The 13748-nt window shown below is 39.7% G+C and carries 8 protein-coding genes and 3 tRNA genes; 7 read left to right on the top strand and 4 right to left on the bottom strand.

Going from position 1 to position 13748, the window contains the following annotated elements:
• The first annotated feature begins 21 nt into the window (after positions 1 to 21).
• From CLIN57ABFB40_RS06530 to CLIN57ABFB40_RS06505, 6 genes are all read left to right on the top strand, one after another.
• Positions 22 to 2550, top strand: coding sequence for an ATP-dependent Clp protease ATP-binding subunit (locus CLIN57ABFB40_RS06530; RefSeq protein ID WP_175629396.1), 2529 nt, complete (start codon positions 22 to 24; stop codon positions 2548 to 2550).
• Positions 2551 to 2684: 134 nt separating this feature from the next.
• Positions 2685 to 4730, top strand: coding sequence for a molecular chaperone HtpG (gene htpG, locus CLIN57ABFB40_RS06525; RefSeq protein WP_175629395.1), 2046 nt, complete (start codon positions 2685 to 2687; stop codon positions 4728 to 4730).
• 171 nt (positions 4731 to 4901) lie between these two features.
• A complete protein-coding gene (locus CLIN57ABFB40_RS06520) occupies positions 4902 to 7202 on the top strand; it encodes a patatin-like phospholipase family protein (RefSeq protein WP_175629394.1) in 2301 nt (766 codons plus the stop codon).
• Between the two features lie 79 nt (positions 7203 to 7281).
• Positions 7282 to 7355: transfer RNA gene (locus CLIN57ABFB40_RS06515), tRNA-Arg, on the top strand.
• A gap of 20 nt (positions 7356 to 7375) precedes the next feature.
• Positions 7376 to 7449, top strand: a tRNA-Arg gene (locus tag CLIN57ABFB40_RS06510).
• 20 nt (positions 7450 to 7469) lie between these two features.
• Positions 7470 to 7543, top strand: a tRNA-Arg gene (locus tag CLIN57ABFB40_RS06505).
• A 110-nt stretch (positions 7544 to 7653) separates the two neighbouring features.
• Here the strand turns inward: CLIN57ABFB40_RS06505 and CLIN57ABFB40_RS06500 are convergent.
• From CLIN57ABFB40_RS06500 to ligA, 4 genes are all read right to left on the bottom strand, one after another.
• Positions 7654 to 8658 carry a transposase gene (locus CLIN57ABFB40_RS06500; protein ID WP_175628819.1) on the bottom strand — a complete coding sequence of 335 codons (1005 nt, stop codon included), beginning with the start codon at positions 8656 to 8658 and terminating at the stop codon, positions 7654 to 7656.
• A 10-nt stretch (positions 8659 to 8668) separates the two neighbouring features.
• The gene (locus tag CLIN57ABFB40_RS06495) at positions 8669 to 9019 is read right to left on the bottom strand and encodes a transposase family protein (protein ID WP_175628820.1); all 351 of its coding nucleotides are present in this window, start codon (positions 9017 to 9019) and stop codon (positions 8669 to 8671) included.
• A gap of 807 nt (positions 9020 to 9826) precedes the next feature.
• Entirely contained in the window at positions 9827 to 10720 is an 894-nt protein-coding gene (gene dapA, locus CLIN57ABFB40_RS06490) for a 4-hydroxy-tetrahydrodipicolinate synthase (protein WP_175629393.1), read from the bottom strand.
• A 59-nt stretch (positions 10721 to 10779) separates the two neighbouring features.
• A complete protein-coding gene (gene ligA, locus CLIN57ABFB40_RS06485; RefSeq protein WP_175629392.1) occupies positions 10780 to 12780 on the bottom strand; it encodes an NAD-dependent DNA ligase LigA in 2001 nt (666 codons plus the stop codon).
• A gap of 74 nt (positions 12781 to 12854) precedes the next feature.
• On the opposite strand from ligA, the gene trmD reads away from it, so the two are divergent.
• The gene (gene trmD / locus CLIN57ABFB40_RS06480) at positions 12855 to 13532 is read left to right on the top strand and encodes a tRNA (guanosine(37)-N1)-methyltransferase TrmD (protein ID WP_024988711.1); all 678 of its coding nucleotides are present in this window, start codon (positions 12855 to 12857) and stop codon (positions 13530 to 13532) included.
• Positions 13533 to 13748 lie beyond the last annotated feature (216 nt).

Genomic DNA, 13748 nt, shown 5'->3' with positions numbered 1-13748 from the left:
CTTAGAAGAAAAGGAAGAAGTATGAATAATCAATTCTCACAAAGAGTTTCCGACATTATCGTCTATAGCAAGGAAGAAGCAAACCGGTTGAGAAGTAGGTATATAGGCCCCGAACACCTGCTTCTGGGAATGCTCCGTGACGGTGAAGGAAAAGCTATCGAGATATTGTCTAAACTCAACACCAATCTGGCTATAATCAAGCAGCAGATTGAAGCTCAACTGAAGGCAGAAGCTGACGATATGTTACTGCCTGATGCCGAGGTACCGTTGTCTAATGATGCGGCGAAAATATTAAAAATGTGTATTTTAGAAGCGCGTGGAATGAAAAGTAACATCGCTGATACAGAACATGTTCTGTTAGCAATTTTAAGAGAAAAAAACAATATGGCAGCTTCCGTACTTGAAGCAAATGATATAAATTACACAAAAGTACTGGAGCAGGCTACGTTACAACCTGATATAAATTCAGGTATGGGATTTACGGAAGACGATGATGAAGACGAAGAAATGTCTACTCCCCGTTCTGGCAGAGGCAGTTCCGAAGATCGTCAACAGGCACAAACCGCTTCAAAAAAGCCGTCTAATGACACACCGGTACTCGATAATTTCGGTACGGATATGACAAAAGCGGCAGAAGAAGGCAGATTGGATCCTGTAGTCGGCAGAGAAAAAGAAATCGAACGCTTGGCTCAAATCCTGAGTCGTCGTAAAAAGAATAATCCGATTTTGATTGGCGAACCAGGTGTCGGAAAATCAGCTATTGTCGAAGGACTTGCCTTGCGAATCATTCAGAAAAAGGTATCACGGATTCTGTTTGACAAACGAGTAGTAGCCCTTGATATGACGGCTGTTGTAGCAGGAACTAAATACCGCGGGCAATTTGAAGAGCGTATTCGTTCCATACTCAATGAGTTACAGAAGAATCCGAATGTAATTTTGTTCATTGACGAAATTCATACGATTGTAGGTGCAGGTTCCGCAGCAGGCTCTATGGATGCCGCCAACATGCTGAAACCGGCATTGGCAAGAGGGGAAATACAATGTATTGGTGCCACTACCCTGGATGAGTACCGTAAGAATATAGAGAAGGATGGCGCTTTGGAACGTCGTTTCCAAAAAGTGATAGTGGAACCCACTACTGCTGAAGAAACTCTTCAGATTCTGCGTAATATTAAAGATAAATACGAAGATCATCATAACGTATATTATACAGATGAAGCATTGGAAGCATGTGTCAAGCTGACAGATCGCTATATCACAGACCGTAATTTTCCTGATAAGGCCATTGATGCTTTGGACGAAGCCGGTTCACGTGTACATCTGACTAATGTCAACGTCCCTAAAGAGATAGAAGAGCAGGAAAAACTGATCGAAGAAGCTAAAAACAAGAAAAATGAAGCTGTAAAATCACAGAACTTCGAACTTGCAGCCAGTTTCCGGGATAAGGAAAAAGAGCTCTCTCTCCAATTGGATGAAATGAAGAAAGAATGGGAAACTAGCCTGAAGGAAAACAGGCAGACTGTTGATGCAGAAGAAATCGCTAATGTCATATCAATGATGTCAGGCATCCCAGTGCAACGTATGGCGCAAGCCGAGGGCATAAAGCTGGCAGGCATGAAAGAAGACTTGCAATCTAAAGTCATTGCACAAGACACAGCCATAGAGAAACTGGTTAAAGCCATTTTGCGAAGTCGTGTAGGACTGAAAGATCCTAATAAACCGATTGGCACATTTATGTTCTTAGGTCCCACTGGAGTTGGTAAAACTCATTTGGCAAAAGAGTTGGCTAAATACATGTTTGGCTCTGCTGATGCACTGATCCGTATAGATATGAGTGAATATATGGAGAAATTCACCGTTTCACGGTTGGTCGGAGCGCCTCCGGGATATGTAGGATATGAAGAAGGTGGACAGTTGACAGAAAAAGTTCATCGTAAACCATACTCTATCGTATTGCTCGATGAAATAGAAAAAGCGCATCCGGATGTATTCAATATCCTGCTTCAAGTGATGGACGAAGGTCGTTTGACTGACAGTTATGGCAGAATGGTAGACTTCAAGAATACTGTTATTATCATGACTTCCAATATTGGAACCCGCCAGTTGAAAGACTTTGGACGAGGTGTAGGATTCGCGACACAAAGCCGTTTGGATGACAAAGAGTTCTCGCGAAGTGTAATACAAAAAGCTTTAAATAAATCATTCGCGCCTGAATTCATTAATCGTGTAGACGAAATAATAACCTTTGACCAACTCTCCCTGGAAGCTATAACAAAGATTATAGATATAGAGTTGAAAGGGTTGTATAACAGAATTGAATCTATTGGATATAAGCTCGTTATTGAAGATAAGGCAAAAGAATTCATCGCAAGCAAAGGATATGATGTACAATATGGCGCCCGTCCTTTAAAACGAGCCATTCAGACTTATTTGGAAGATGGACTGTCCGAACTTATCATTTCTTCCTCTTTAAAAGAAGGAGATAGCATTTATGTCTCCCTTAATGAAGACAAAAATGAATTGGAAATGAAAGTTGTTACCGTAGAATAGAATTATTCTCAAAATAAGGGCAAATTTTAAATATGCCATAATGTCAGACCTTCGGGTCTGGCATTTTTTTTGTCTCTATCTGAACAAATATGAATTAAAATTAATCAAATAGATAAACTAAAAATATACGTATTATGCAAAAAGGTAATATTGGGGTTACAACGGAAAACATTTTCCCTATCATCAAGAAGTTTTTGTACAGTGATCATGAAATTTTTCTTCGTGAGTTAGTGTCCAATGCAGTAGACGCTACCCAGAAGCTGAATACACTGGCTTCCATTGGCGAGTTTAAAGGTGAACTAGGTGATTTGACTGTTCATGTTGAGTTAGGCAAAGACACTATTACCATTTCTGACCGTGGTATCGGTCTGACAGCAGAAGAAATTGAGAAGTACATCAATCAGATTGCGTTCTCTGGAGCTAATGACTTCCTTGAAAAGTACAAAAATGACGCGAATGCCATTATTGGACACTTCGGACTTGGCTTCTATTCCGCCTTTATGGTTGCGAAGAAAGTAGAAATAATCACTAAATCATACAGAGATGGTGCGCAAGCTGTAAAATGGACTTGTGACGGCAGTCCTGAATTCACGATTGAAGAAGTTGAAAAAGCAGATCGTGGTTCGGATATCATCTTATACATTGATGATGATTGCAAGGAATTCCTTGAAGAAGCACGCATTTCCGGACTCTTGAAGAAATATTGCAGCTTCCTTCCTGTTCCTATTGCATTTGGAAAAAAGAAAGAGTGGAAAGATGGCAAACAAGTAGAAACAGCCGAAGACAATATCATCAATGATACAACTCCTCTGTGGACTCGTAAACCTAGCGAGCTGTCAGATGAGGATTACAAATCATTCTATAGCAAATTGTATCCAATGTCTGATGAACCACTCTTTTGGATTCATCTAAATGTAGATTACCCGTTCCACTTGACTGGTATCCTCTACTTCCCTAAAGTTAAGAGCAATATTGAATTAAATAAAAATAAGATTCAATTATATTGCAATCAAGTATATGTTACAGATTCAGTTGAAGGCATTGTGCCGGATTTCCTGACTTTGTTACATGGAGTAATCGACTCACCAGATATTCCGTTGAATGTTTCCCGTTCATATTTGCAGAGCGATTCGAACGTGAAAAAGATTTCAACTTACATAACGAAGAAAGTTTCCGACCGCCTGCAATCCATCTTCAAAAATGACCGTAAGCAGTTTGAAGAGAAGTGGAATGATTTGAAAATATTTATCAATTATGGAATGCTCACGCAAGAGGATTTCTATGATAAAGTACAAAAATTCGCCCTTTTCACCGATACAAATAACAAACATTACACATTTGAGGAATACCAGACTCTTATTAAAGATAATCAGACAGACAAAGATGGCAACCTCATCTATCTGTATGCAAATAATAAGGACGAACAATATAGTTACATTGAAGCCGCTACTAACAAAGGATATAATGTTTTGCTTATGGACGGGCAATTGGATGTAGCTATGGTAAGCATGCTGGAGCAAAAGCTGGAAAAATCCCGCTTTACCCGTGTCGATAGTGATGTTGTTGATAACCTTATCGTTAAAGAAGACAAGAAAGGAGAAGTATTAGAAGCCGATAAGCAGGATGCTATCACAACAGCCTTCAAGAGCCAGCTTCCTAAAATGGATAAAGTCGAGTTCAATGTCATGACGCAAGCATTAGGAGAAAATTCCGCTCCGGTAATGATTACTCAAAGCGAATATATGCGCCGTATGAAAGAGATGGCAAATATTCAGGCGGGAATGAGTTTCTATGGCGAAATGCCTGATATGTTCAATTTGATACTGAATTCAGACCACAAGTTGATAAAACAAGTGTTAAGCGAAGAAGAAAGTGCTTGTCATGCTGAGGTAGCTCCGATACAATCCGAGATGGACAGTGTTAATAAGAAACGTAATGAGCTGAAAGATAAGCAAAAGGACAAAAAAGATGAAGATATCCCAACAGCTGAAAAAGATGAACTAAATGAGTTGGACAAGAAATGGGATGATTTGAAGAGTAAGAAAGAAGCTATCTTCATCGGCTATGCCAGCAACAACAAAGTAATACGTCAACTCATTGATTTGGCCTTATTGCAAAATAATATGTTGAGAGGTGAAGCATTGAACAACTTTGTAAAACGCAGTATTGAACTGATTTAAATATCGCCCCTTTAAATACATTACATAACTCAAAAAGAGCATTCAACGTTAAATACACGCTGCAATGCTCTTTTTCAATTTAAAACGACCGACAAAATATCGATAAATTGAAAAGTATTGTATATATTTGAACACTTAATAGACAGAAATACCAATTGCTTGATTCGGGTTATGAGAAAAATTCTTTTAGTGTTAATTACTTTATGGTTGGCCATCCCAGCTATCCACGCTCAAAAAGTGGGACTTGTATTAAGCGGCGGCGGCGCAAAAGGATTGACGCATATCGGTATTATTCGCGCTTTGGAAGAAAACAATATCCCCATTGACTACATCGCGGGGACTTCTATGGGTGCCATCGTCGGCTCCCTATACGCCATGGGGTATTCTCCTGATGATATGGTGGAACTCCTAAAATCCGAAGATTTCAAACGATGGTATTCCGGAGAAGTGGAAGAAAAATACGTATATCATTTCAAAAAAAATCTCCCCACTCCTGAGTTTTTCAATATACGTTTTTCATTCAAGGATTCGCTAAAAAACCTGAAATCTCAGTTTCTGCCCACCAGTGTGGTAAATCCGCTCCAGATGAATCTTGTTTTTGTAGATCTGTATGCACGCGCCACAGCTGCTTGTAAAGGAGATTTTGATAAACTTTTCGTACCTTTTCGATGTATTGCATCCGATGTGTACAATAAGAAGCAATTAATAATGAAAAATGGAGACTTGGGAGATGCAGTCAGAGCTTCAATGAGTTTCCCATTCATGTTTAAACCTATTGAGATAGACAATGTATTAGCCTATGATGGTGGAATTTATAATAATTTCCCCACAGATGTCATGAGAGACGATTTTCATCCGGACATTATTATAGGAAGTGTCGTCTCAACCAACCCTACCAAGCCCAAAGAAGATGACCTTATGAGCCAAATAGAAAATATGGTGATGCAAAAAACCGATTATTCTATTCCTGATTCAGTGGGGATTTCAATGACGTTCAAATACGACAATGTTAATCTTATGGATTTTCAACGTATTGATGAACTGCATGATATAGGATACAATCGCACCATCAGCATGATGGACTCCATCAAGAGTCGCATCCATCGACGCGTCAACTTTGACAATATACGCTTAAGAAGAATGGTGTACCGAAGTAATTTTCCCGAGTTACGCTTCAATAATATCATTATTGAAGGAGCTAATCCCCAACAACAAGCTTATATCAAAAAAGAATTTCATAAATCAGATAACAAAGAATTCACCTATGAGGATTTAAAACAGGGATATTTCAGATTACTTTCGGATAAAATGATTTCTGAAATCATTCCTCATGCTATTTACAATCCCGAAGATGACACTTACGACCTTCATTTAAAAGTTAAACTAGAGAATAACTTCGCTGTAAGACTGGGTGGCAATATATCCACTTCCAATTCCAATCAAATTTATTTAGGGCTGAGCTACCAGGACTTAAACTACTATGCCAAGGAGTTTATTCTTGATGGACAACTTGGGAAGGTGTACAACAATGTCCAATTTATGGCAAAGATAGACTTTGCCACGGCTATTCCTACATCGTATCGTCTTATAGGTTCAATAAGTACTTTCGACTATTTTAAAAAAGACAAGCTCTTCTCAAGAAATGATAAACCTGCCTTCAATCAAAAAGACGAACGATTTTTGAAATTACAGGTAAGTCTGCCTTTTCTTTCGAGTAAGCGAGCTGAATTTGGAATAGGAATCGCTAAAATAGAGGATAAGTATTTCCAGAAAAGCATTATTGACTTTGGAAATGACAAATTCGACAAAAGCCGTTATGATTTATTTGGTGGTTCAATCAGTTTTAACGGAAGCACACTGAACTCCCGACAATATCCAACACGTGGATACAGAGAGGCTCTTGTTGCTCAAATTTTTGTAGGAAGAGAGCGTTTCTATCCAGGTGAAAGGAGTACTGCCGAGGGAAACAATAAAGAACATCATTCCTGGTTGCAATTATCCTACATGAAAGAGAAATATCATAATATGAGTGAACATTGGGTACTGGGATGGTACTTAAAGGCATTGTATGCGTCTAAGAACTTCTCAGAGAACTATACAGCAACAATGATGCAAGCCGGAGAATTTTCTCCTACGCTGCACAGTAAAATGACCTATAATGAAGCATTCCGCGCCAATCAATTCGTAAGCGCCGGAATTCGCCCTGTTTATCGTTTAAACCAAATGTTCCATCTGCGGGGAGAATTTTATGGCTTTATGCCTATATATCCGATTGAAAGAAATTCGCTGAATAAAGCATACTATGGAAAAGCTTTCTCTAAATTCGAATATTTAGGAGAAATTTCTGTTGTATGTCAATTGCCGTTTGGAGACATTACCGCATATGTAAATCATTATAGCTCACCGAAAAGAGAGTGGAATGTCGGATTAAGCATAGGTTGGCAACTATTCAATTATCGGTTCATAGAATAATTTTTCTACAAAAAAAACGTTGAAATGCTTGCTATTTCGGGAAAAGTCCGTATCTTTGCACCCGTTAAAACAAAATAACGGTCGCGTAGCTCAACTGAATAGAGTAGCTGACTACGGATCAGCCGGTTACAGGTTTGAATCCTGTCGCGATCACATACTTGGTTTAACAAAATGGCCGCGTAGCTCAACTGAATAGAGTAGCTGACTACGGATCAGCCGGTTACAGGTTTGAATCCTGTCGCGGTCACTGAAGAAAATACATTATTGGGTCGCGTAGCTCAACTGAATAGAGTAGCTGACTACGGATCAGCCGGTTACAGGTTTGAATCCTGTCGCGATCACAAAATCCTCTGCATTTATTTGTAGAGGATTTCTTTTTATCCCCCATTTCATCGAAGAATTCAGCTCGGAATAGGGGGTCAGCGGATTTTCCCGGTTGGCAAGCTTTCTTTTAAGCGTATAGCCTAGCCAGTCTGAACATGAAGAATTTCACATCAGCCACCCCTCTTAACTGGCTTCGAAAAGCTTTGATTTTAGCATTGAACGACTCCGCTGAAGCATTTGTCAATCGTTCTTCAAAATAATTTATGATGGTCGTACTATGGTTTGAAAAGGTATCAAGTACCTTGTTGAACTCCATATAGTCAAACTTTTCCACTTCATTGTACCATCTTGCGAGATTTAGCCTTGCTTCATCGGGACCTGACTTCTTGTTGAAGATGTCTGTCAGTTTCATGCTAAGGCTGTATCCTTCCAGAAGCTTGGGGAATTTATCAAAGAGAATGGCAGCCCTGGTCTTTTGCTGTTCACTCCATTTGCTCCAGTGTTTCAGTATAATATGCTTGCTTCTGCTTACTATCTGTGGCAGGGTTTCTCCGTTCTCCATTCTTTCAGGTTCCCATTTCCCTATTCTCTCCCTTTCCGCCTTACTCTTTGTTTCTTTCTTCTTTTGGCGATGCTCCCTGATAGCCTGATTTTCCGTATCAAGTACTTTCCACCGATAGCGTATTCTTAACTGGTCAACAGCTTCAGACATGAGCTGCTGTACATGAAAACGGTCATTGATCAGCTTTGCGGCAGGAAACACCTTTCTGACCGTCAGCATCATGGCTGAAGATAAATCTGTAGTGACAGTCTTGACAGACAGCCGTTTCCGATGCGGAAGCCTGCGCAAGATTCCGCTTACCGCATCTGTGGCCACTCCACGAACCATTGCAACTAAAGCCCCTTTACGGCCTTTAGCTGCTTTATTGGTCAGAATCGTATAAACATCTCCATTGCTCAGGCAAGTTTCATCCAAAGAAAGGTTTTCTCCAATGTTTTCAGGATAAAGGAGGTAGTCATGCGCATGTTCGAGTTGGTCCCAGTTCCGGTAATCACTGATTTTCTCCTTGTATTGTTTACGAAGAGTCTGCCCTTTTACGCCATAACGTTCCACAAGCACACAGATGCTCACAGGAGTAGATTCAATCTCCTTCTTTTAAAAAAGAGACGAACTCAGAATTGAGCCGTGTACCGTCAAATTCGGATAAATCCCAGTCATAACTGAAGATTTCATAGGAAGACTTGTCAAGCCATTTACGTTTACGAACATGGAGATAAGTGGCGCGACCACGAATAGGATAGTCTTGGATTGTACGATACTTACCAAAACCATAGGATATGATATCCGGATTGGTCTTATCTTCTTTTAGCTGAACTTTTTTTTCATCAAGATAAATATCAAAACGGTCAGCACTCTTGTCGAAATTGACAATATCAAAGTTGTCTATAAGCACATCCGGAAGGATGGCACGAAGGAGTTGTTCGGGTTTCATAAAACAAAGGTAAGTAAAGATAGATAATTTTAAAACTTACCAACCAGAAATTTCCGCTGAGCCCGGAATAGTGGCTCAGTCTGAAAATACTACATAATGAAAAAACATCTATCATAAGTATCATGTCTTTTGATAATTATCTTATTATCAAAATAATAAGTATGATAGATAGCTTTTTAAAAAGGTATCTATCATACTTTTATCAGCAAAAATAGGTTATCTATCATTAACAAAATAGCCGAATAAAGGACCCTATATAGATAAGATAGCTTGTTTTTGTTACAATGAACCCGTATAAATCCGATGATCATGGCTTAATAATCCAACTTTAGCGGCGATAAGTTTATAGCCCACGTATGTAGGCTATAAAGCCTACATACGTAAACCGTACAGCCTACAGATGCGGGCTGTATAGCCTGCACACGTAGGCTATAGAAACATCACCGCTTAAGTTGCCAAATACAAGTTGTCGTCCTATAAAACGTGCATTCTTATGCTTTTAAATGGCTAATCTCACCTAATACTACACTAAAATAGACAAAGTATAGACATGATAGATAGATGTTTTTTGCAATACAAGTATGATAGATGTTTTTCACCATGTAGTATTTAATTCAAATAGGTGCAGGAATGAATAAATTCTTAGGGATATGACTGTGTCCTGAACCAAATCCCCCAAGAATTACAACTGAGCCGGAATAGTGGGTCAGCCCGAATCATGCCGAAAAAAATAAGGGAAGCTCAAAGGCTTCCCTTATTAAAAGAAATAAAAAAATACGTTTAATTCGCCAAGGACTAATATTTAAATCAGCATTTTATATTCAATTCATTCAAAACCTTACGTATTGCTTCAAATGTAGTAATACGGGTAGGAACCAGCGGTAATCGAAGTTTATTTTCAATCATTCCCATAGCGTTCAACATTGATTTCACTCCCGCAGGATTTCCATCTACAAATAACAGATTGAATAATTCAGTGAATCTGTGATGAATAGTCAGTGCATTAGCAAAATCTCCTTGAAGCGCCAGACGAGTCATACGACTAAATTCACGGGGAAAAGCATTACCGATAACCGAAATAACACCAACAGCCCCCAAAGTTATAAGAGGGAAAGTAATACCATCATCACCAGAGATTACATTGAAGTTTTCCGGCTTATTTTTGATGATATCATCCATTTGCGTGATGTTACCGGATGCCTCTTTTATAGCAATTACATTACCGAAATCACGCGCAATACGCAAAGTAGTCTCAGCAGTCATATTTACGCCCGTACGCCCCGGAACATTATACAGCACGATAGGAAGCTCCGTTGCTTCAGCGATAGCCTTATAATGCTGGTAAATACCCTCCTGTGAAGGCTTGTTATAATACGGTACAACAGACAATATGGCATCAACTCCCGTGAAATCATCGTTTTTCAATGTTTCTACAACAGCACGGGTATTATTGCCACCTACACCCAACAGAATAGGAACCCTTCCATTAACACGGTCAATCACCATCTTTTTTATGGTTTTCTTTTCTTCCTCGGTAAGAGTCGGTGTTTCGGCTGTAGTTCCCAGCACACACAAGAAATCCGCATTATTCTGTAATAGATAGTCCACCATGCGCATCAATGCGTCATAGTCAACGCTCTCATCCTCTTTGAAAGGAGTAATCAGTGCTACCCCCATTCCTTTCAATTTAGTCTGTATCATGAGTTTTAATTATAATCTCTAATTTATTTAGCCGCAAAAGTACGAATATTTTTCTTATCTTACGATATAAGTTTCAGAAATTCGTCTTCGCTTAGTATGGTTATTCCAAGTTTTTTCGCTTTTTCCAGTTTCGCAGGCCCCATATTATCTCCAGCAAGGATGAAACTTGTTTTTGCAGAAATACTTCCTACGTTTTTGCCACCGTTTTTCTCGATAAGCTCCTTATATTCGTCACGAGAATAATGAGTGAATACACCACTGATAACGATAGACTTGCCTGCCAACTTATCCGTATATCCACTTAAATCTTCCTCAGTACGATAAAGCTGTAATCCGGCATCTTTCAATCGCCCGACTAACTCACGATTAGACTCATTCGCAAAATACAAAAGGATGCTCTGCGCTATTTTTTCTCCGATTTCATCGATACTAATCAACTTTTCAAGATCCGCCTGCTGCAATTCATCTATATTTTCAAACGACTTTGCAATCTTCTTCGCCACAGTTTCACCAACAAAGCGAATTCCTAAAGCAAAGATCACACGCTCAAAAGGAACTGTCTTGCTTTGAGCAATTCCTGTTATAATATTCTCCGCCGATTTTTCTCCCATACGCTCCAATCCCTTAATATCGTCAGTTGTGAGATTATACAAATCGGCTGTATTCTTGATTAACCCCAAACGATAAAACATATCTACTGTTTCCGGGCCTAACCCGTCAATATTCATAGCCTTACGGCTGATAAAATGCTCTATTTTACCTTTAATCTGAGGGGGACATGCCGTTTCATTCGGACAATAATGGGCGGCTTCTCCCTCATACCTGACTAATTTACTGCCACATTCGGGACAATTAGTGATAAACCGGACTTTCTCGCCAAGCATAAAACTGCGTGCGTCCTTATCCACACCTGTGATTTTGGGAATAATTTCGCCCCCTTTTTCCACATAAACCATGTCCCCAATATGCAAATCGAGTCCTTCGATAATATCTGCATTATGTAAAGACGCACGTTTCACAACTGTTCCTGAAAGCTGCACAGGATCCAAATTCGCCACAGGAGTGACAGTACCAGTTCTACCCACTTGATAAGTCACTTTATTCAAGCGCGTCAAAGCACGTTCGGCTTGAAACTTATATGCAATAGCCCATCGAGGAGATTTAGCCGTAAATCCCAGATTTTTCTGTTGCCGCAGACTATTTACCTTTAAAACAATTCCGTCTGTAGCAACCGGCAGATTCTTACGTTCTACATCCCAGTAGTTGATAAACTCAAAAACTTCTTCCAATGTCTGGCATTTACGCGTCAAATCAGATATTTTAAAGCCCCATTTCGCGGCTTCCTGAAGATTTTCATAATGTCCGTCACAAGGCAGATTATCTCCCAGCAGATAATACAAATACGCATCCAGCTTACGGGAAGCCACAATGGAAGAGTTCTGCAATTTCAATGTGCCGGAAGCCGCGTTTCTCGGATTAGCAAAAAGCGGCTCTTCGCGCGCTTCTTTCTCACGGTTCAATTCTTCAAACACTTCCCATGGCATGAGAATTTCCCCACGAATTTCAAAAACGGCAGGATAATTATTACCATGAAGTACAAGCGGGATAGAACGGATTGTTTTTACATTATCCGTCACATCATCTCCTTTCTCACCATCGCCACGAGTAACGGCACGAACCAACTTACCATCTTCATAAGTCAAAGAAATTGAAGTACCGTCATATTTCATTTCACAGCAAATTTCAAAATCCTCATTGAGCGCCTTACGGACGCGCTCATAAAAGTCCGTCACTTCCGCCTCCGAATATGTATTTGCCAATGACAGCATCGGATATTTATGCGCCACCTGCGTAAAATTCTTATTCAAGTCACTCCCCACACGCATAGTAGGCGAGTTTTCGTCTTTATATTCCGGATGTGCCTGTTCCAAATCCTGAAGTTCACGCATCTTGTCATCAAACTCCTTATCCGATATTTCGGGAGCATTCAACACATAATAATTATAATTATGCCGGTGAAGTTCGGCACGCAATTCCTCTATTTTTTCCTTTATATCCATATTTCTTCGATTGTTTAAGGCAAAAATACAGGTTTATCTTTGAATATTTGTACTTTTGCGAAAAATTAAAGATTATGCGTATTGATATTATAACAGTTTTGCCCGAGATGATTGAAGGTTTCTTCAATTGTTCTATTATGAAACGGGCTCAGAATAAAGGACTTGCAGAAATACATATTCACAATCTGCGCGACTATACCGAAGATAAATACCGTCGTGTCGACGATTACCCCTTTGGTGGTTTCGCCGGAATGGTTATGAAAATAGAACCCATCGAGCGTTGCATCAACACTCTTAAGGCAGAACGGGAATATGACGAAGTAATCTTCACAACCCCCGACGGAGAACAATTCAACCAACCAATGGCCAACAGCCTTTCCTTAGCGCAGAACCTTATTATCCTTTGCGGACATTTCAAGGGGATTGACTATCGCATCCGCGAACATCTAATCACCAAAGAAATAAGCATTGGAGATTACGTCTTGACAGGTGGCGAACTAGCCGCAGCGGTCATGGCTGATGCTATCGTACGTATCATTCCCGGAGTTATCTCTGACGAACAATCCGCACTTTCCGATTCTTTCCAGGACAACTTGCTGGCAGCACCGGTATATACCCGCCCTGCTGATTATAAAGGCTGGAAAGTTCCCGATATTCTATTGTCCGGTCATGAAGCAAAGATTAAAGAATGGGAGTTGCAACAGTCTTTGGAACGCACCAGAAAACTTCGCCCTGACTTATTAGATGAATAAAAACAGAATGTAAATAAAAACGACGGTGAGAATTTGCTTATTTCTCACCGTCGTTTTTATTATGTCCATCGCTTGAAAACTCCACTTGCCACTCTTTCCCCTAAACGAAAATTTCTTTTCAACCATTATCTTTGGTCTGATTCTGTCCTTCGATATTCAGAGAGAAAATAGCATTTTTCTAGTTAATCCCATGCGAATGGTTATTGTAAGTTTATC

The organism is Bacteroides acidifaciens, from assembly GCF_903181435.1.
Lineage (GTDB): Bacteria > Bacteroidota > Bacteroidia > Bacteroidales > Bacteroidaceae > Bacteroides.
The sequence above is the reverse complement of the archived record's forward strand: the minus strand, read 5'-3'. Positions and strand labels throughout refer to the sequence as shown.

What these genes read in the sequence shown, in the direction of transcription:
- CLIN57ABFB40_RS06530 (WP_175629396.1), top strand. Translation starts at nt 22, where the DNA reads ATGAATAATCAATTCTCACAAAGAGTTTCCGACATTATCGTCTATAGC.
- htpG (WP_175629395.1), top strand. Translation starts at nt 2,685, where the DNA reads ATGCAAAAAGGTAATATTGGGGTTACAACGGAAAACATTTTCCCTATC.
- CLIN57ABFB40_RS06520 (WP_175629394.1), top strand. Translation starts at nt 4,902, where the DNA reads ATGAGAAAAATTCTTTTAGTGTTAATTACTTTATGGTTGGCCATCCCA.
- CLIN57ABFB40_RS06495 (WP_175628820.1), bottom strand. Translation starts at nt 9,019, where the DNA reads ATGAAACCCGAACAACTCCTTCGTGCCATCCTTCCGGATGTGCTTATA.
- dapA (WP_175629393.1), bottom strand. Translation starts at nt 10,720, where the DNA reads ATGATACAGACTAAATTGAAAGGAATGGGGGTAGCACTGATTACTCCT.
- ligA (WP_175629392.1), bottom strand. Translation starts at nt 12,780, where the DNA reads ATGGATATAAAGGAAAAAATAGAGGAATTGCGTGCCGAACTTCACCGG.
- trmD (WP_024988711.1), top strand. Translation starts at nt 12,855, where the DNA reads ATGCGTATTGATATTATAACAGTTTTGCCCGAGATGATTGAAGGTTTC.